The sequence below is a fragment of the Gluconobacter oxydans genome (assembly GCF_006539685.1).
Classification (GTDB): domain Bacteria; phylum Pseudomonadota; class Alphaproteobacteria; order Acetobacterales; family Acetobacteraceae; genus Gluconobacter; species Gluconobacter oxydans.
Window position 1 is genome coordinate 38659 of the sequence record NZ_BJNM01000005.1, and the last position, 19162, is coordinate 57820.

Genomic DNA, 19162 nt, shown 5'->3' on the forward strand with positions numbered 1-19162 from the left:
GATGAGCAGCAATCCGCTCAAAGACGACCCCAAGCGCGACGCCGCAATCCGCCACGAAGCGCGCCTCCTGTGGGAAGCCGACGGCAAGCCGGCCTGCGGTCCTGAAGGCTATATCGAAAAGGCCACAGACCTGATTGCCATCAAGGGTGTCCCGCAGGGCACCCCGGTCAAGGACCTGCCGCCGCCGGAACTCGACGGCGTGGAAATCGACGATGCCCGTGCAGGCATCAATGTCGACGCAGACCCGAACCACAATTTCGACTGATCCCGTCAGCCGATCACGGTTCCAGCCGCGCCCGCATCACGCAGGCGCGGCATCCGCAGGGCCTCAGCCCTGCTTCAGAACACGCCCTGCAACGGCATCGAGCTTGGCCACCAGCTTCGGATCACGAGCGGCAGGGGCCGTAATGATCGCATGATCCAGTGCCCGCTCGGCGCTCGCATCCACCGGACGCTTCTTCCCCAGCACCGGAATAACCGCCTTCACCAGGCGACGCGCATTATCCGCATTCCCCTTCATGACCTTCACGACAGCCTCGACCGTCACGCTGTCATGGTCGGAGTGCCAGCAGTCAAAATCCGTGACCATCGCCACGGTCGCATAGTTCATCTCTGCTTCACGTGCGAGCTTGGCTTCCGGCATGTTCGTCATGCCCACGACCGAACAGCCCCAGGACCGGTACAACTCGCTCTCCGCACGCGTTGAGAACTGCGGGCCTTCCATCACCAGATACGTCCCGCCCCGCGTGAATGGAATTCCGAGCGAAGCCGCCTCGCCCTGCACCACATCGAGCACACGTGCCGAAACCGGGTCCGCCATGCCGACATGCGCCACACAGCCCGTGTCGAAGAAGCTCTTCTCACGCGCAAAGCTGCGATCAATGAACTGGTCCACCAGCACGAAATGCCCCGGCGGCAGCTCTTCCTTGAGCGAGCCCACAGCCGAAAGCGACAGGATATCCGTCACACCGGCCCGCTTGAGCGCATCGATATTGGCGCGGAAGTTCAGACGCGACGGCGGAATGGGATGCCCTCTCCCGTGACGCGGCAGGAACACGCACTGCACGCCTTCAAACGTGCCGAACAGCAGTTCGTCCGAAGGCTCGCCCCAGGGCGTTTCCACCCGACGCCATTCCTTGTTCTCGAGTCCGTCAATGTCATACAGCCCCGAGCCACCGATCACACCGATGACGGGCTGGATTTCCTGTTCCGAAGACATGTCTGTTCCTGATTTCTGGTTGATCCGCTCGCCCGTTCTGGACCACGAGACGGCCCGACACGCAAGCCTTGCGGCCCGCAGGCAGCGCGTTGCAGCGGTCAGAGAAACTTTTTCACAAAACGCTGCCGTTTTTACGAAATGAAAACGTCTTTGCGCCATCGTCCCGCCACGGATGCCCGCGACGAATGAACGTCAGACATGCATCAGCCAACTGTTCGGCGACGGCGCGATTTGCTAGGACACTGCGCGTAACGAAGTTTTGTCCTGTATAGACGGGGGAAGAAAACATGGACCAGATCAGCCCCGGTTTCGCCGAAACCGTTCGTCCAGACGTGCCTCACGACGCCCTCAAGCAGGACGCCAAAGCCTGGTTCGAAACCCTCCGCGACCGCATCTGCGCGTCCTACGAAAAACTCGAAGACGAAGCAGCCGAAGGCGGTTCGCAGGTCCTGCGTGACCGCACGGCCCCGGGCCGTTTCGAACGCACCGCCTGGAGCCGCCCCGAAGGCGGTTCCGGCGTCATGTCCGTCATGCGCGGCCGCGTCTTCGAGAAGGTCGGCGTCAACGTCTCGACCGTCTGGGGCGAGTTCTCCCCCGAATTCCGCAAGAACATCCCCGGCGCTGACGAAGACCCGCGCTTTTTCGCAACCGGCGTCTCCCTCGTCGCCCATCCGTGCAACCCGCATGTGAGCGCTGCGCATTTCAACACGCGCATGATCATCACGACGAAGGGCTGGTTCGGCGGCGGCGGCGACATCACCCCGATGTTCCCCGAAAGCGCGGAAGCCCAGTCGGACGCTGCCTATTTCCACAAATCCTTCGAAGACGCCTGCAACCGCCATGACCCGGAGCATTATCCCCGCTTCAAGGAATGGTGTGACCGCTACTTCCACCTGCACCACCGCAACGAACCGCGCGGTCTCGGCGGCATCTTCTATGACCAGTTCTATACCGGTGACGTCGATCTGGACTTCGCTTTCACCAAAGACGTGGGAATGGCCTTCCACGACGCCTACCCGGCCGTCGTCCGCCGCCGCATGTTCACCCCCTGGACCGAAGCCGACCGCGACGCCCAGCTCATCCGCCGCGGCCGCTACGTCGAGTTCAACCTGCTGCACGACCGTGGAACGCTGTTCGGCCTGAAGACGGGCGGCAACACCGAAGCCATCCTCATGAGCATGCCGCCGGAAGTCCGCTGGCCGTGAGACTGACCCGACGTGCAGCCCTGAAGGGGCTGGCGGCTCTGACCGGAGCCGCTCCCTTCCTGAATATCCCGGCCCGGGCCGGCACCCTGACGGATGTCCAGCTCCTTCTGGGCGGCACGCTCGCCTCCACCCCGGGCCAGTTCGCAGAACTCGCGACGGGCCCCCTGTCCCACGCCCTGGGGCTGGAGACACCTCTCGAACTGACCCCCGACATCGGACAGGACGGCGTCCGCGCCGCCAACCTGTTCGACGCCAACAGCGCGCCTGACGGCAACACCGCCCTGGCCCTGCCCGGCGCCACGCTGCTGGCATCACTGACCGGCGATTCCCGCGTCCATTACGATTTCGGTCGCTGGATTCCCGTCCTCGTGGCTTCAACAACAACCGTCGTCATCGCGCGCGCGGAGCTGCATAAGACCCTGCGCAGCCGCCTGACAGGTTTCTTCCATGACCACCCCGTCCGCCTCGCGGTCTCGCATATCGGCGGCCCGGAACTGAACGCCCTGATGGGTCTGTCACTTCTCGGCCTGCGCCCCATTCCCGTGCCCGGCTATGTCGACTCATCAAACGCCCTGACCGCCCTGCATGAGGGCACGGTCGATGCGGTCCAGATTTCCCCCTACACGCTCGACCGCCCGCTCGATGACGTCCTCGCCAACCTGCCGGAAGGTACGGGCGCGATCTATTACGCCGGCGATCTGACCGACACGCATGCGACGACCATTCCCATTTTCATGGAAGCCTATCAGCAGGCCCGACACCGCCCGCCCGAGGGCCCGTTCTATCATGCCTGGCAGGCCGTTTCCGCCGCCGCCGATACAGCCATGGCCGTCGCCCTGCCCATGCTGACCCCACCCGAAATCGTCACACAGTGGAGCCACGCCTGCTCTGCGGTCGGGGCGGATTCCGGTATCCGGCGCTGGGCCGACCTGCATCATTTCAAACTGGCAACCGGCGAAAATGCCGCCCCGTTCCTGTCACGGACGGTCCCGGATCTCGGTGCCACGCTGGCCCTGCGCCGCTGGCTCGCCGTCAACATTCCGCGCTGGCGCGAGGGGCAGGAAACCCGCCACCTCTGACAGGATCAGCGGCGGCGCGTCTTCAGCAGAATGCGGACCGATCCGTGATTGGCGGCATGGGGATGCACCACGGCCAGAACCATGGACCGCAGATCCCCCCGCTGAAGCCACATCGGCAGCTCGCGCCGGATCAGCCCGCTGGTCTGCCCGCTCCCCAGCCCCGTCACAACCTCGACACAGCGCCAGTTCCGTACCCGTGCCCGCTGCATAAAGTCATAAAGCCGCTCAAACGCTTCCTGCACGACATAGCCATGCAGATCGAGCCGCGCATCGATCTTCATCTGCCCGCGTGACAGACGCTTCCAGCTCGTATCATCCAGCCCCGGTGCGCGAACGCCAACGGCAAGCTCTGCCGGACGTGACACAGGCTTTTTCGGCTGGACCGGAACAAAGGAACGCCGGGAGACCACGGGGGCCGAGCGCGCAACCTCCGGCATAAGCGCAGGCGGCTCGGCCTTCGCCACAGGCATCATACGACGCGGCGCACGCGGAGAGCGCAACGGCTTGATGTCACGGACAACCATCCGCCACAACGTCGCCTCGTCCTCCCTCAGATCCCGCTTCGCCACACCATCCTCGCTTGCTGTCCCACCCGCATTGCCCGGTCGGGAATTCAGGTCCCGAGCATGTAACGGGTTCCAGCGCCATTGAACAATGTTCTTTCGGGATTTCGGCACTTACACCGCACTGATACGTTTACTTTCAGGTTCCATTTCCGAGAGAGCAGACCCATGAGCCATCTCACCCAGGAAGAACGCGACAGCCTCCCCGACAGCGCCTTCGGCCTCCCCGAAAAACGCGCCTACCCGATCGACACCCGCGCCCGCGCCAGCAACGCCAAGGCCCGCGCCACGCAGGAATACGAGCGAGGCCTCCTTACGGCCGAAGAGCGTGACCGGATCGACAAGGCGGCCGACCGCCGCCTCGCCCAGGACGACTAAAACTCCCCGCAATCGCAAATTCACTTGACGTTAAGGGACATGCCGTCAGTCTCGCTTGCACGTGGTGTTACATGCGCTGGCTTTCGAAGCGAGACTGACAAAGGATTTTTCATGCCCCTGCCTTTCCTGCGCAAGATCCTGCCCCTTCTTGCGAGCACGGCCCTCTGCGTCTCTGGCGTCGCCAACGCTCCCGCAGCACATGCCGCAGCCCCGGCCGCTGTCCAGAAGCCAGGAACCATCACCGCTTCGGCCCCTCTTGCTGACGTCCTCAGCCTTCCGGACGCCGGACGCGCCCTGCGCATCACCTATCTTTCGACCAATGGCATCACCGGCAAGGGCCTCGTTCCCGTCACCGCCGAGATCATCCTGCCCGCAGGCCCTGCTCCCCAGGGCGGCTGGCCAATCGTCGCCTGGGCCCACGGCACCGTCGGCGTGGATGACAGCTGCGCCCCGTCCCTCAACCCTGTCAGCGACCGCAACCGCACCTATCTGTCCGCCTGGATGAAGCGCGGTTTCGCGATCGTCGCCACCGACTATCAGGGCCTCGGCACACCCGGCACCCATCCCTATCTGGACACCCGCGTCGAAGCCTACAGCGTCCTCGACAGCGTCCGTGCTGCCCTCGCCAATGTCCCGGACCTGAAAAACCGGATCATGATCGTCGGTCAGTCGCAGGGAGGCGGCGCAGCCGTCGCCACCGCGTCCTACGCACCAATCTACGCACCCGAACTGGACATCCGCGGCACCGTCGCCACCGGCGCGCCTTATGTGACGCCCGAACTGCTCGGCGGCCTGCTCAAAGCAGCTTCACAGCCCGGCATCGGTTACAGTCCGCTGATCAATTACGTCTTCTACCTCGCCGCCGGACTGGAAGGACACGATCCGCACTTCCGTCCCGAACAGGCCTTCACCCCCAAAGCGCTGCCCATCTATCGCAATGCCGCCCATGAATACCTGACCTCCCTGTCCCATCAGACGCAGGAAGCCGGCCTAAACCTGCAGAACAGCCTCCAGCCGACTTTCCTCAAGGCCATGAGCCCGGCCCTGAAAGCCATGGCGTTCCCAACGCTCAAGCTGGCCCAGCCCCTCTTCACCGGCACCGGAACAGAAGACCGCGACGTGCCCCCCGCCCTTCAGCTTGGTCTGGTCAAAGCCGCCTGCGCAGCAGACTCCACGGTCCAGGCCCATCTCTACAAGGGACTGGACCACAGCCAGGTCGTAAACGGCTCCCTTCCGGACTCCGCCGCCTTCACAACAACCGTCATGACCGGCCAGCCCATCACCCCGCAGTGCAATCCCGTGCCGGAATAAGCGGAAGGGAGATAAAGCTTCTCCCTAATCTCCAGCAGGCAGCACGATTGTCAGCAGAGAAAACTCTACTGACAATCGGAGCCTTCAAACCGCTGGAGCGCATTCTCAAGACAGGGCGCAATCGCCAGACACCCGGAGAAATCCGGATAGTCCACAGGCTTTAGTCGGAACAGCTCCCAGTCATTGACATGCTCCGCATCACAATGAAGATTCTTCTTAAATTCAGGGGGAAGTGCTTTCAGCCATTTACCATTTACCGGATTGCGGAATCCGATACCATTTTCTTCATCGAATTTCAGATATGAGATGACTCTTGTCTCGATCAATTCTTTTTCTATGAAAAAGGGTGGCAAAGAGGAATGATTTGCAAAAATAAATGACTTGTTACCCACTGTGGCTACAAGAACGTCATAATCCCCAGCTTCCTTCGCGTCTCTCGAAAGAAGAATATTTTCATGACCTACAAAGAAAATATTCCCTCTGTTTTTCCGCTCCAGGAATCCCAGTCCCAATTTTTCTATTATTGTTTTCCAATACGCACTTGACCCGGCAGCATTCACCAGAACTTCCGCAAGCGTGGAAGGATCTACCTTATCCTCGCTGTATACATAGCGTATCTCGGCATCATGCGCCGCATCCATCAATTCGTATGAACGCGCAATAGGCCGCTCTTCCGGACAGATGGCTATGCCTTTCGGCGCCTCCGCAAAAATCGACGTATGAAAAGCCGAGCCAATAGGCCCTATGACAATATTCTCGTTAAATATCTTGATCTGATCGGCAACAGACAGGTCTTCAGGCCGAACGACCTTTACTCCACGTCCCGAAAGTTCGGCACAGAGATCCTCTTCGTTACAGGGTAGCCGACTATTGTAGAGAGGGCTGACTCTCGAGAGATATACCATCCCTTTGAAATCAAAGCTGCTTTCCTGAACCGCCTTCAGTGACAGCGCTTTCAGATATTCTGCATAGCCCGTGTAAACAAAACCATCTTCAGAAAAAGCCTGCCCGGGTACGGTAATGGAATCAAATCTTAATGGCACACGGGGAATAATAATCTGTTCTTTTCGGACCCCTGCATAACGAAGCAGATCGACCATCCAGGGTCTGGAAAAAATCTCTTCAACGGTCATGTCACTATGGAAAAGCACCAGCGTTTCCGGTGAACATTCCTTTGAAAAATACCAGAGTGTGTTCAGACATTCCGTGATGAAATGGCCGTAATGGTCGCCAATACACCCCCCATACACGACAGGCCGCCCTTGGTAAGAGGCTGTCTCCCCATTTTTCTGTGTCGTCAGAGCCTGTGTTTTCAATACAGGCGGGTAACTTGAAAAAAGAGCATTTCCGAAGATCTGTCGTCCTGTTTCATCAAATAATCCAAAGTCCTTATCCAGGCCGCCCTCTCGTCGTGGAACGTAGAGAACATTACGCCGTTCAAAAACTTCCGGAAAACCCTCTATAACAGAACCAGAAATATCATATTTGATGCAATCCTTGATATAATCACTCATATCACATCCTGTTCTGAAATAGTTCTATTTCAAATCGATAGCGAAGCTGTTCTCCGCTGTCCATATCACTTACTAAAACTCATCAAGCCGTAAACACACGATTTCACTCGCAAGAAGAACCGCTTGATAGAAGGCAATCCATATTAACGGTTCTGCATATATAAAAAAACCGGAGAGGTTTCCCTTCTCCGGTTTTTTACTGGAAAATACTCAAACGTCAGTTCGAGGAACCAGAACCCGACACAGGAGCCTGCAGCGGCTGGTCAGCCGGCACATCCTTCAGCGGAATGCCCTCATACTTGCCCGTCAGCGTCTTGAGGAACGCCACGATGTCCGTGACATCCTGATCGGCAATGTCATGATCCGGCGTCTCATAACGTGCCATCTCCCGCACGACCTGCTCCAGCGTGGTGGCCGAGCCATCATGCAGCCACGGCCCCGTCAGCTCGACATTACGCAGGTTCGGAACCTTGAACCGCTCACGATCACCTTCCTTATGCGTAACAGCCATGCGGCCTTCATCGGCATCCGTCAGCTTCGTGTGACGGTTCTCGAAATACGGCCCTTCCAGACCAAGGATTTCATAAGCGTCTCCTCCCACGGCAAGACCGCTATGGCACCCCGAGCAGCCGATCTCCTTGAAGCGCTCGTAACCGCGCTTTTCCGGCGCCGTGATCGCCTTCGCATCGCCTTTCAGATACAGGTCAAAGCGGCTGTCCGGAGTGATCAGCGTCTTTTCATATTCCGCAATCGCCGCCGTGATCGTGTCCTTGTCGATCTGCTCAGAACCGAACGCCGCCGTAAACTGCTCGGCATAACCCGGCGTGCTGCGGACATGATCGGCTACGGTGTTCCAGTCATGCGAACCCATTTCCAGCGGGTTCATGACCGGACCTGCCGCCTGCTCCGCCAGATCCTTCGCACGGCCATTCCAGAACTGCGCCATGCTGAACACGGCGTTATAGACGGTCGGTACATTGATCGGCCCCTTCTGGCCGCCGATCCCCGTCGCCGTCGTCAGGTTGTCCACGCCACCCTTGTTCAGACCGTGGCAGCTTGCACAGTTGAGCGTGCCATCACCAGACAGTCCCTTGTCGAAGAACAGCGCCCGGCCCAGCTCGGCCTTCTTCCAGTTCACATCCACGCTTTCGGGGATCGGCTGGATCGGCTCACCACGGAACTGCGCTGCCACACCCGGCGTCGCATAGTAACGCTCACGCTGCTCACGCACCCATTTCAGAATGTCCGCGCGCTGCTTTTCATCCAGATGCGCATGCGGATGCATCAGCAGATAGGCTGACGGCGGCATCCGGTTCTGCGTGATGACTTCCTCGATGCGCGAAAGCTGCTCGACGGAAGGCGGCTTGCCGTCCTGCAGGGCCGTCAGAACCGGCGCATATTCGAAATGACGCTGCCCCTGCACCAGATCACGCTTCATGATCTGATTGGCCAGCGGCAGCTTGAAATAGAACGGCAGTTCGACATTCTGCGTATGGCAGTAATCGCAGCGCACTTCCCGAAGGGCCGCAAACGCCGCCATCGCCGTCGGATCCTGACGCGTCGGGCTGCTGGCAGGCAACTGCGGTGCTCCAGCATGATCAAAATGCTCAAGATAAGTGACGGTCCCGCCCCAGGCGACAACGCCCAGCGCCACCAGACCGGCAATTCCCTTTGTAATCGTGCTGGAACGCACCACTTTTCTCCTCATACTCATGGTGTCGTGATAATGCGGAAAAGTGACACACAAAGTCAAAGTGATTGAACCTGTCAGAAAAACAGGTACTGTCGATTAATCCTCGTCCTCATGATCGATCGCCGCCCGCACCCGCTTACGCGCCACGTTCACATAGGACGTATCGGTATCAATCCCGATCCCCACACACCCCATCCGCTCTGCCGCCACCAGTGTCGTACCCGACCCCATGAACGGATCCAGCAGCACGCCTCCCGGTCGCAGCCCGTGCAACCGGATGCAAGCCTCGGGAAGTGCCACCGGGAACGTCCCCGGATGGCTGAACTTCTCCTTGCGGCTGCGCACGGTCTCGTAGGGAATAAACCATGTATCGCCCCGGCAGCGACGGTCCGTGATGTGCTGCCGCCGCACGATATTGCTCTTGTCCGTAAACGGCACACCCGCATCCAGCCGCTGCACCGGCACGTTCCCCGTCTTGGTCAGATGGAACACATGCTCATGATTGCGATTGACGAAACGCGCCGAGTTCAGCGGCTTGAAATGCCCGTAAGTGATCTCACCCACCGAAATCGACTTGATCCAGGTGATGTGGTTCTGCAGCACGAACAGCTTGCGCAGTCGCGTCATCAGTTCAAACGGCATCCAAGGCTGTGAGGATGACCCGGCGATATTCAGAAAAAACGACCCGTCATCCTTCATCACCCGGCACAGACTGGTGCAGACATCCTCCAGCCAGTCCAGATACGCGTCCTCGGGCAGGCGGTCCTGATACGTCCGGTACGGCACCCCCAGATTATACGGCGGAGACGTCACCACAACGTCCACACTCTGCGACGGCATCCGTCTGAGAACCGTCGTGCAGTCCCCCCGGATCAGCGTATGGACACCGAGCTTCTCCCGGCGACTGCGGATCATTGCGCCGCAGAATCCGCAGGAGGCCGCGGCAGGAACAGCACCATCCGGCCATGCGCATGCAAATTCCCCGCCACGGACTGCGCGGTCGCCCCCCAGCCCGTGAACAGATCGGCCCGGCCGGCGCCCTTGATGTCCGTCCCGATATCCTGAGCAAACACCAGATGATCCCAGGTCACAGGCTGACCCGCCCCATAAGGCAGCTTCGTCTCGACCCACAACGGCATCGCAAACGGCACCACGGACCGATCGACCGCCACGGAGCGCCCGGCCGTCAGCGGCATCCCGAACGCCCCTTTCGGCCCCTGCGCCAGATTGCCGTCATCGCGACGGAAGAAGACGTAATTCGGATTACGCTCCATGACGGACATCATCCGGTCCGGATGCGCCTCAAGCCAGTTGCGGATGCTGTCCATGCTGACACCATCCGCCGGCAGTTCGCCGTCCTGCACCAGAAGCCGCCCGAGCGGCACATAAGCCTGCCCGTTGCGCCCGTCATAGCTGACACGCACCTGTCCACCATCCGGCAGGATCAGCCGCCCGGAACCCTGGATCTGAAGGAAAAACAGATCCACCGGGCTTTTCAGCCAGGCAATCTCAAGCCCCTGCCCGGCCAGCGCCCCGCCATCAATCGCGGCACGGTCATAATACGGCGCGAACTGCCCGTTGACCCAGCGCCCGCTGACCATCTGGCCATTGGTCGCCTTCGCCCGCACCAGATCGCGCGGCCGACCGTAGACCGGCGTCTGATACGCCCCGCCCCGCGTCAGGGACGCCGGGATCTGCGGCTCGAAATAGCCGGTATAGAACGCCTCCGTCCCCGCCTCGTAAGGCTGGAACCACGTCTCCAGATAGGTTCGCGCATCCGAAGCCGTCGCCAGCGCCGCACAGGCATTGCTCCAGTCGGCAGCATGACGCCCATAGGTAATGGCCTCGCTCCCGCCGAGCACCGTCTCGGGCGGCAACTGCGACAGACGATGACACTCATCCCGCAGCAACGGCATCAAGGACGTGAAATCCTCCTGCTCCCACCCGGCAAGCGAGTCATATCCGACAGGAGAGAGCGAAAGCGACGAGGGCGCATTCTGGGGCATGCATCCGCACAGCGCGCCAAGCGTCAGCAGGGTCAGCAGTTTCTTCATCGGAGAACGCGATCAGGCCGGACGCGATGCCGCCAGACGCCACCGCGCGTCGGACTGCCCCGCCACACGCTCGAAGAGCCACAGATCGTGGAACTCGGTCACAGCCTCGGTTCCGACCACCGGCTCACCCTCACGATCCGTGAGGATATTCACCTGACGCGACACGATCTTCACTTCGATTCGGCCGACCCGCGTCCCGTCTTCCGCAGACACAAGCATCGCATCCAGAATGGACAGGCTCTCGATCCCGCGCAAATCACTCCGCTGCGTCTCCCCCGCCTGCACCCGGGCATCAATCGCCGCGGAAAAAGAGTCCATGGAGGCCGGCGTCAGCAGCTTTTCCAGCGCCGTACGGTCGCCGACCGCAAAAGCCGGAACCACCTGACGGAACGTCCCTTCGGCTTCCTTCAGGAAACCATCGGGCGAAAATCCCGGGAAAACAGACCCGATCTCACCCAGAACCGTCCCGACCCGCGTGGCCGGAGCAGGAATTTCATACGCCACATCCGGCACCGCCTGATCGAACACCCCGGGAGCAGCCCCCGGTTTCCCCGCAACCTGCCCTGGCAGCGGCGGCGGAATGCTCGGACGTGCGGCATCCGGAGCCGCCCCCTTCTGCGCGCCCGGACCAAACCCGGCCCCCGGACGCTCCTGCCGCACCCCCTGCATCCCGACACGCCGGCCAAGAACACGGTACAGCCTCACCCCCAGCGCCACGGCGAGCACGAACAGGACCACGAGGTCCCAGGGAAAATAATGACCCGCGTGAGCCATGAGGCCAGCGGGGAGATGGATGTCGTCAGAAGACATGAAGGCCTGTGTTTCGCAGTGTTCGATTAAAGATCCGTTGACCTACAGATAGGGTGCAATCCGTCCGATCTCAACCATCTGTCCGCCAGAACCGTGTCTTGGCGGACAGCGGACATCATGCTACCGCCGAGGGATCGCAATCGTTCCAATCGATGTCCGCCAAGGGCCCAGCCCCTGCGGAACCGGAGACTGTATGTCAGAGAACACCACCGACAACGCTGCCCTGGGCCAGGAAAACGTGCCGGCCATGCCGCTGGCCATCAACCTGCAGTACACGAAGGACCTCTCCTTCGAAGTACCAGCCGGCGCTTCCATTTTCGCAACACTGCGCTCTGCTCCGCAGATTTCCGTCAACATCGACGTCCAGGCCAACCGTCTGGAAGAAGACCAGGCTGTCTACGAAGTCGCCCTGGCCGTCCGCGCCGAGGCCGCCGAGCCGCCGGCACAGGAAGGTGGCCAGGCCGGTCGTACGGTGTTCATCGCCGAGCTGACCTACGCCGCCGTCGTGACGCTGAACAACCCGCCGCAGGAACTCATCGAGCCGATCCTGCTGGTTGAAGTTCCGCGCCTGATCTTCCCGTATGTCCGCTCCATCGTCAGCGACGTCACGCGTGACGGTGGCTTCCCGCCCGTCGTGCTGCAGCCGATCGACTTCGTTGCCCTGTGGCAGGCCAAGCGCGCCCAGCAGTTCCCGGAACCCGCCGGCGAAGCCTGATCAGACGACTGGCCCGAGCTGCTCCAGCGGATCGGGCCACATCACCGCGCGCCATTCCTGCGGGTCCAGGCGCGCGGCAATGGCCTCTGACAGACAGAGCGCCCGCACGGCAGACAGCGCCGTGACCTCTTCGGCCCCCAGCGCTTCCCTGAATGCTTCCGCCGTTTTCCCCGAATACAGCAGCACGGAATCGACTCGCCCGCCCCGCAGGGCCTCAGCCGCATCACCCGGCAGGGCTTCCCGCTTGCAGGCCGCATAAACCTCGACCCGCTGCACGCCCAGATCCCGCGCCAGATCCACGCCGTAGCCGTCGCCACTGGCCAGCAGCACATCCGAGCCCAGAATGCCCCGCGCCCGGCAGAACGCCGCCAGAGCCCGCGCATCCCCGTCCGCCGCCTCGACATTCACGAACCCGGCCTTGCGCGCCCGAGCCGCCGTCCGCGCACCGACTGCCACAACAAGCCGGTCCCGAGGCCAGTCCCGCAACGCAGGCAGCGCATTCGCACTCGTCACCAGCACGGCCCGGAAGGCGCCCGGCGCAACAGACTCAAATGTCGTGATGTCCAGCATCGGACATGCCACAGCCTCCCAGCCAAGCGCCCGGACCTCCGCCATCGTAGCGGACAGTCCGGGCTCCGGCCGGGTCACCAGAACAGCACGTCCCGGTTCAGGACGGGTAAGCGTCAGGGACGCCTCATTTCATCAAAAATATGGGCCGGCGTGTCACGGCGAAGCTCATCCGCAAGCTCGGTGCCCAGACGGGCCGCCTCAAGCGGCGCGCCCTCGATTTCACGACGGAGCAGGAAGGTCCCGTCCTCGCTCGCAATCATGCCGCTCAGCTTGAGAACACCGTTCTCGATCCGGGCATAACCGCCAATCGGTGTCCGGCACGAGCCGTCCAGTTCCGCCAGAAGCGCGCGCTCGGCCGTCGAAACCGCCCGTGCCTCCGGATCCTCGATCGCAGAGAGCAGTTCGCGCAGTTCCAGATCGCTCTCACGAACCGTCACGCCCACAATGCCCTGCCCCGAAGCCGGCAGCATCTGATCCGGCTCCAGCACGACATCCACACGGTCTTCCATGCCCAGACGCCGCAGCCCAGCCAGCGCCAGAAGCGTCGCCTCGCAGGCTCCAGCCCGCAGCTTGTCCAGTCGCGTCTGCACATTGCCGCGCAGCAGGCAGAACCGCAGATCCGGCCGCACATGCAGCATCTGCGCCTGACGACGCACCGACGCACAGCCGATCAGCGCCCCTTCCGGCAGACAGTCATAAGGACGCTGCGGATCAACCTTTACATCCCGGTCCCGCAGGATCAGCGCATCGCGCGCATCCTCGCGCTTGAGCGTACAGGCCAGCACCAGACCCGGCGGCAGATTGGTTTCCAGATCCTTGAGGCTGTGGACCGCGAAATCGATCCGCCCGGCAGCCAGCGCCTCATGGATTTCCTTGGCAAAGAGACCCTTACCGCCGATTTCCGCCAGACGCTGCACCAGATTGCGGTCGCCCTCGGTGCTGATCTGGTATTCCTGAAACGCTCCCATATCCCGCAGAACGGGGCAGAACCGCGTCAGGCGCGTGAGAAAGTTCCGCGTCTGGACCAGCGCCAGCGGAGACGCCCGCGACCCGACACGAAGAGGGAGCTTGCGGCCGGTAGGCGGCTCAGCGGCATGGGAGCGGCGGACGGCTTCCGCGGCGACTCTCTGGAGCGCCTCGGAAGGCAGGACGGGAGCATTCATGAACGGCAGCTTTAGCCCATTCACACGGGACTGTCATGATATGACAGACTCGGCCATAATAAGCCCCATGTCAGCCCCCGCCACTTCTCCATCCGCACCCACGCGCCCCCTTCTGGCCATCGAAACCTCCTGCGACGACACGGCCTGCGCCATCCTCGCCTGGGACGGCACGATCCTGGCCGAAGGCGTCCTGTCCCAGACCGACCACGCCATTCTCGGCGGCGTCGTCCCGGAAATCGCGGCCCGCGCCCATCTGGACGCCCTGCCCGCACTGGTGGCGGAAGTCCTGAAAAAAGCCTCCCTGACGCTGGCCGACATCGACACTTTTGCCGGCACAACCGGCCCCGGCCTGATCGGCGGCCTGATCGTCGGCAGTTCCTACGCCAAGGGACTGGCCATGGCGCTGCACCGTCCCTTCGTGGCCGTAAACCACATCGAAGCCCACATTCTCACCCCGCGCCTTCCCAGCCTGGGTGCTGACCTGCACTTCCCCTACCTGACGATGCTGGTCTCGGGCGGCCACTGCCAGTGCGTCTCGGTCGAGGAAACCGGCCGTTATGTCCGCCTCGGCGGCACGATCGACGACGCTGCTGGCGAGGCCTTCGACAAGGTCGCCAAAATGCTCGGCCTCAGCTGGCCCGGCGGCCCCGCTCTGGAAAAACTCGCCACCGAAGGCCGCGACGACGCCTATCCGCTGCCCCGCCCCCTCAAGGGCCGCGAAGGCTGCGATTTCTCATTCTCTGGCCTCAAAACTGCCGTCAGCCGCCTGATCGACACACAGGACCCGACCGGCAGCCGCGACGCCCTGCCGCGCCAGTTCGCCGCAGACGTCGCAGCCTCCTTCCAGCGCGCCGTTGCGGATGTGATGGCCGACCGCGCCGAACACGCCCTGGCCCTCAGCCCGAACGCCACGGCCCTGGTCGTCGCAGGCGGGGTGGCCGCCAACAAAACCCTGCGCCACGCCCTCGAACAGGTCGCCGCCAACCACGGCATCCCCTTCTTCGCCCCGCCCCTGCGCCTGTGCACGGACAACGCGGTCATGGTCGCCTGGGCCGCGCTCGAACGCCTCCACGCGGGCGAAACCCCCAACGAAATCGACACCGCTGCCCGCCCCCGCTGGCCCCTGTCTGAACGCACTCCCGCCACCCCGGAACACGTCTCTTGAACTACCGTCACATCTACCACGCCGGAAACTTCGCCGACTGCATGAAGCACGCTTTGCTTCTCGCACTCATCAAGGCACTGAAGCGCAAACCCGCAGGCTTCGTCGTCCTCGACACCCATGCCGGATGCGGCCGCTACGACCTGACCTCCGAGGAAGCCGAAAAGACCGGCGAATGGCGCACTGGCATCGGCCAGCTCCTTAACCACCCGGCCGCCGCCCCGCTTGCGGACTATCTCGACGCCGTCCGCCCCAACGTGCAGGACCGGCACCGCTACCCCGGCTCTCCCGCCTTCGCCCGCGCCGAACTCCGCCCGCAGGATCAGCTCATCGCCTGCGAACTGCACCCCGAAGACGTCCGCCCCCTGCGCCGCCTCTTCCACGCCGACCCGCAGGCTGCCGTCCATCACCGTGACGGTTACGAAGCCCTGCGCGCGCTGCTTCCGCCCAAGGATCTCAAGCGCGGCCTCGTCCTCATCGACCCGCCCTTCGAAAAACCGGACGATTTCGCCCGCTGCGCCGACGCCATCGCCCTGATCCGCACCCGCTTCCGCGCCGGGATCGTCGCGGTCTGGTATCCGATCAAACACCGCACACCCGTCCGCGCCTTCTACACGGCGCTTCAGGACGCCGGCATCCGGGACATGCTGGCCTGCGAATTCCTGCTCCGCCCGCCTGTCGATCCTTCCCGTCTGAATGGCTGCGGCCTGCTGGTCGTCAACGCCCCCTTCGGCTTTGAAGACGAGGCCCGCAATATTCTCGAAGCCCTCGCCACCGGCCTGCGTTCTCCCGAGGCCGAAGACATCCAGATCAACATCGAACGACTGGCAGAAGAATAACCATGACCACACGTCCGCACATCGCCGTCATCGGCGCCGGAGCCTGGGGCACGGCGCTGGCCTGCGCCACAGCAGCGACAGGCGCGGACGTGACACTCTGGATGCGCAACCCGGTCCCACCCCGAACCCGTACCCTCCCGCGTCTGCCGGACATAACCCTGCCTGAAAACGTCACCATCACCGGTGATTTCCCCCGCACCGCAAACGTCGTCCTGCTCGTCACCCCGGTCCAGACCGCCCGTGACGTCTCCACGCGCCTTCAGACCGTCCTCGATCCCGCAGTTCCCGTCGTGACCTGCTGCAAGGGGCTGGAACAGGCCACATCCCTCCTGCCGCTCGATGTTCTGGCGGAAACCATGCCCGGCCGCCCGACCGGCGTCCTCTCCGGCCCCAACTTCGCCATCGAAGTCGCAAAAGGCCTCCCCGCCGCCGCAACGCTGGCCTGCGCAGACCTCGCTCTCGCGCAGAAACTTACGGCGCTTCTCAACACGTCCAGCTTCCGCCTCTATGCCAGCGATGACGCTGCCGGTGTCCAGCTTGCAGGCGCTGCCAAGAACGTCATCGCCATCGGCGCAGGCATCACCATCGGCGCGGGCCTGGGCGAAAATGCCCGCGCCGCCCTCATCACCCGCGCCGTCGCCGAAATCGGCCGTCTCGCCGAAGCCACGGGCGGCCGCGCCAGCACGCTCGCAGGCCTCGCAGGCATGGGCGACCTCATCCTGACCTGCACGGGACGCGGCTCGCGCAATTACAGCGTCGGTCTGGAACTCGGCGAAGGCCGCCCGCTCGCAGACATCCTCGCCTCACGCACCACAGTCGCAGAAGGCGTGCTGACGGCACCGGCCATGCTCGCCCTGGCCCGGAAGCACAACGTACGGGTGCCGATCATCGAAACCGTCACCCGCCTCCTCAATGACGGCGTCTCGATCGAGGAAGCGCGCCACCTTCTGCTGGACCGCCCCCCGACCCGGGAATAAAAGCGTGACTCAGTGCAGAACGGCGCAGGCCACCCGGTCTCCCGAACCGCCAATGGGCTGGGTCTGATAATCATCCGGCTTTGCATGAATGACCACGGACGCCCCGTCCGCATCCATCAGCGCCGGCAGCCCATTGCCGCCCTTCAGCGAAACGAGCGTCGAATAAAGCTCCACCGTCGCCGTCCCGTCCGCCGCGACATACAGGTTCGGCAGATCCCCGGCGTCATTCGCATCCGCCCTCAGCAGACCATGCGCAACCGGCGTCACCGCATGCACATGCGCACCCGCACTGGTGAATTTCGGAGCCGCGCAACTTCCCTTTTCATGGAAGTGAATTCCATGCCAACCCGGCGTCAGCCCCTGAACCTGAAGGCGCAGCAGAACCCCCTTGGGCGCTCCCGTCACGTCCACGATCCCGTGCGTGGCCCCATCCGTCCCCTTCAGCTCCCCGCTCACATGCTCCGCCGCAGACGCCAGAGCAGGAACAGCCATCACAGAGGCCAGAAGAAGGGTCAGGAATCCGGAACGGCGCATGGAGAAACTCACAGTCTGATCAGAGGAAGATGATAACTGTTCGCATCCTACCCGGATCCAGCCATCCCATGGATCAGAGATTCGTGAACGCCCCTGCGGCTCACACGAATAGCCCCGCAATCACCGCACTCATCGCATTGGACAGCGTCCCCGCCGCCACGGCCCGCACCGCCAGCGACGCCACATCCGTCCGCCGGCGCGGCTCCGCACTCCCGAATGCCCCGATCAGAATCCCGATCGTCGAGATGTTCGCAAACCCGCACAGCGCAAAGGACAGGATCGTAATCGTCCGCTGCGACAGCGCATGCGCATGGATCAGCGGCGACAGGTTCACATAAGCCACGAACTCGTTGAACGCGATCTTCTGCCCAAGCAGTCCGCCCGCCACGATACATTCGCTCCACGGCACCCCGAGCAGCCAGGCAAACGGCGCAAACACCGTCCCCAGGATGCGCGCCAGAGACAGCCCGACCGCCCCCAGAATCCCGTTCGCCAGCGCAATCAGCCCCACGAACGCAATCAACACAGACCCCACAGCCACCGCGATTTTCGCGCCATTCATAGCGCCATCCGCAATCGCCTCGAACATGCTGTGATGCCCGTGATCCGCCCCGGCAATCTGCGCATCGGACCGGCGCGGCCCCGGAAACAGAATGCGCGAGAACAGCAGCCCCCCCGGGATCGCCATGAAAGACGCCGCCAGCAGGTTCTCCATCGGCACACCGAGCGACGCATATCCCGCCAGCACGGACCCCGCGATGGAAGACGTCCCGCTGCACAGAACCGTCGCCAACTCCCCTTCCGACATCTCCGCCAGACAGGTCTGAAGCGCGATCGGCATCTCGCTCTGTCCCAGAAAAATCGTCAGCACCGCCGAGAACGATTCGAGCCCCGTCGTCCCCAGCACGCGCGACAGCGCCCCGCCAATCAGCTTCGAGAGGAACTGCAACACGCCCCAGTGCTGCAACAGCCCCAGAAGGGCTGCGACATAAACGATCTCCGGCAGAACCTTGAGCGCGAAGACGAAACTGTCATTGCCAAACAGCCCGTTCATCTTCGGCCCCACCAGCCCGCCGAAAAGGAATGCACTGCCCACATCCCCGTAAGACAGGACCTTCGTCACCGCATCGGACATCAGATGCAGCCCATGCGCACCCGCCGGCACCCACAGAACGACCGCCGCAATCAGCACCTGCAACAGCAGCGCCCGTCCTACGAAAGGCCAGTCAATGGCCCGGCGGTTGGTGGACAAAAGCGCACCCAGAATCAGAAGACCGGCCATGCCGACAAGGACGCGCAGGATCACGCAGGCAAACTCCTCACCCAAAAACAGAACGACGCACCCGGAACTGAACCTGAAACGACCTGAACCTGTC

20 protein-coding genes are annotated in these 19162 nt (G+C 62.6%); 9 read left to right on the top strand and 11 right to left on the bottom strand.

The features are described 5' to 3' along the window. Position 1 precedes the first annotated feature (1 nt). A complete protein-coding gene (locus GOX01_RS03575; protein WP_011253416.1) occupies positions 2–265 on the top strand; it encodes a hypothetical protein in 264 nt (87 codons plus the stop codon). 63 nt (positions 266–328) lie between these two features. Here GOX01_RS03575 and GOX01_RS03580 read toward each other — a convergent pair whose 3' ends face one another. After that, positions 329–1219, bottom strand: a complete 891-nt coding sequence (locus tag GOX01_RS03580; RefSeq protein ID WP_011253415.1) for an S-methyl-5'-thioadenosine phosphorylase — start codon at positions 1217–1219, stop codon at positions 329–331. Positions 1220–1506: 287 nt separating this feature from the next. On the opposite strand from GOX01_RS03580, the gene hemF reads away from it, so the two are divergent. Both hemF and GOX01_RS03590 read left to right on the top strand, forming a co-directional pair. Then, positions 1507–2424 carry an oxygen-dependent coproporphyrinogen oxidase gene (gene hemF / locus GOX01_RS03585; protein WP_011253414.1) on the top strand — a complete coding sequence of 306 codons (918 nt, stop codon included), beginning with the start codon at positions 1507–1509 and terminating at the stop codon, positions 2422–2424. Continuing rightward, on the top strand, positions 2421–3503 hold the full coding sequence (locus GOX01_RS03590; protein WP_011253413.1) for a type 2 periplasmic-binding domain-containing protein: 1083 nt from the start codon (positions 2421–2423) through the stop codon (positions 3501–3503). Before hemF ends, GOX01_RS03590 begins: the two co-directional genes overlap by 4 nt. A 5-nt stretch (positions 3504–3508) precedes the next feature. Here GOX01_RS03590 and GOX01_RS03595 read toward each other — a convergent pair whose 3' ends face one another. After that, the gene (locus tag GOX01_RS03595) at positions 3509–4180 is read right to left on the bottom strand and encodes a Smr/MutS family protein (protein WP_011253412.1); all 672 of its coding nucleotides are present in this window, start codon (positions 4178–4180) and stop codon (positions 3509–3511) included. Positions 4181–4234: 54 nt separating this feature from the next. Between GOX01_RS03595 and GOX01_RS03600 the strand changes: the two genes are divergently transcribed. Next, positions 4235–4444: a hypothetical protein gene (locus GOX01_RS03600; RefSeq protein ID WP_024717082.1), complete on the top strand. Its 210-nt coding sequence runs from the start codon at positions 4235–4237 to the stop codon at positions 4442–4444. A 111-nt stretch (positions 4445–4555) separates the two neighbouring features. After that, positions 4556–5755: an alpha/beta hydrolase gene (locus tag GOX01_RS03605; RefSeq protein ID WP_024717083.1), complete on the top strand. Its 1200-nt coding sequence runs from the start codon at positions 4556–4558 to the stop codon at positions 5753–5755. Positions 5756–5820: 65 nt separating this feature from the next. Here the strand turns inward: GOX01_RS03605 and GOX01_RS03610 are convergent, their stop codons facing one another. The 5 genes from GOX01_RS03610 to GOX01_RS03630 form a co-directional block, all read right to left on the bottom strand. Then, positions 5821–7269: a glycosyltransferase family 61 protein gene (locus GOX01_RS03610; RefSeq protein WP_081107057.1), complete on the bottom strand. Its 1449-nt coding sequence runs from the start codon at positions 7267–7269 to the stop codon at positions 5821–5823. A 217-nt stretch (positions 7270–7486) separates the two neighbouring features. Next, complete coding sequence (locus GOX01_RS03615) at positions 7487–8977, bottom strand: cytochrome-c peroxidase (protein ID WP_172952928.1); 1491 nt, start codon at positions 8975–8977, stop codon at positions 7487–7489. An 81-nt stretch (positions 8978–9058) separates the two neighbouring features. Beyond that, complete coding sequence (locus GOX01_RS03620; RefSeq protein ID WP_011253407.1) at positions 9059–9877, bottom strand: DNA-methyltransferase; 819 nt, start codon at positions 9875–9877, stop codon at positions 9059–9061. Further along, a complete protein-coding gene (mltA, locus tag GOX01_RS03625) occupies positions 9874–11016 on the bottom strand; it encodes a murein transglycosylase A (RefSeq protein WP_062269446.1) in 1143 nt (380 codons plus the stop codon). Before mltA ends, GOX01_RS03620 begins: the two co-directional genes overlap by 4 nt. Before the next feature lie 12 nt (positions 11017–11028). Beyond that, positions 11029–11826 (bottom strand): Tim44/TimA family putative adaptor protein, encoded by a 798-nt coding sequence (locus GOX01_RS03630; protein WP_011253405.1) that lies wholly within the window; start codon positions 11824–11826, stop codon positions 11029–11031. Positions 11827–12019: 193 nt separating this feature from the next. On the opposite strand from GOX01_RS03630, the gene secB reads away from it, so the two are divergent. Then, positions 12020–12541: a protein-export chaperone SecB gene (gene secB / locus GOX01_RS03635; protein WP_011253404.1), complete on the top strand. Its 522-nt coding sequence runs from the start codon at positions 12020–12022 to the stop codon at positions 12539–12541. Here the strand turns inward: secB and GOX01_RS03640 are convergent, their stop codons facing one another. Together GOX01_RS03640 and hemC are read right to left on the bottom strand one after the other, a co-directional pair. Beyond that, the gene (locus tag GOX01_RS03640) at positions 12542–13189 is read right to left on the bottom strand and encodes a uroporphyrinogen-III synthase (RefSeq protein ID WP_231139125.1); all 648 of its coding nucleotides are present in this window, start codon (positions 13187–13189) and stop codon (positions 12542–12544) included. Between the two features lie 35 nt (positions 13190–13224). After that, positions 13225–14274, bottom strand: coding sequence for a hydroxymethylbilane synthase (gene hemC / locus GOX01_RS03645; protein ID WP_024717087.1), 1050 nt, complete (start codon positions 14272–14274; stop codon positions 13225–13227). A gap of 67 nt (positions 14275–14341) precedes the next feature. Here hemC and tsaD point away from each other — a divergent pair, with 67 nt between their 5' ends. Genes tsaD through GOX01_RS03660 form a run of 3 tightly spaced genes read left to right on the top strand, consistent with a single transcriptional unit; the run spans position 14342 to position 17252 of the window. Beyond that, the gene (gene tsaD, locus GOX01_RS03650) at positions 14342–15439 is read left to right on the top strand and encodes a tRNA (adenosine(37)-N6)-threonylcarbamoyltransferase complex transferase subunit TsaD (RefSeq protein ID WP_024717088.1); all 1098 of its coding nucleotides are present in this window, start codon (positions 14342–14344) and stop codon (positions 15437–15439) included. Further along, complete coding sequence (locus tag GOX01_RS03655) at positions 15436–16275, top strand: 23S rRNA (adenine(2030)-N(6))-methyltransferase RlmJ (protein ID WP_011253400.1); 840 nt, start codon at positions 15436–15438, stop codon at positions 16273–16275. The genes tsaD and GOX01_RS03655 overlap by 4 nt, the downstream gene beginning before the upstream one ends. 2 nt (positions 16276–16277) lie before the next feature. Next, the gene (locus tag GOX01_RS03660) at positions 16278–17252 is read left to right on the top strand and encodes an NAD(P)H-dependent glycerol-3-phosphate dehydrogenase (protein WP_011253399.1); all 975 of its coding nucleotides are present in this window, start codon (positions 16278–16280) and stop codon (positions 17250–17252) included. A gap of 9 nt (positions 17253–17261) precedes the next feature. On the opposite strand, the gene sodC is transcribed toward GOX01_RS03660, so the two are convergent. Both sodC and GOX01_RS03670 read right to left on the bottom strand, forming a co-directional pair. Then, complete coding sequence (sodC, locus tag GOX01_RS03665) at positions 17262–17786, bottom strand: superoxide dismutase[Cu-Zn] (protein WP_011253398.1); 525 nt, start codon at positions 17784–17786, stop codon at positions 17262–17264. A gap of 100 nt (positions 17787–17886) precedes the next feature. Next, positions 17887–19092: a NupC/NupG family nucleoside CNT transporter gene (locus GOX01_RS03670; RefSeq protein WP_011253397.1), complete on the bottom strand. Its 1206-nt coding sequence runs from the start codon at positions 19090–19092 to the stop codon at positions 17887–17889. Positions 19093–19162: the final 70 nt, after the last annotated feature.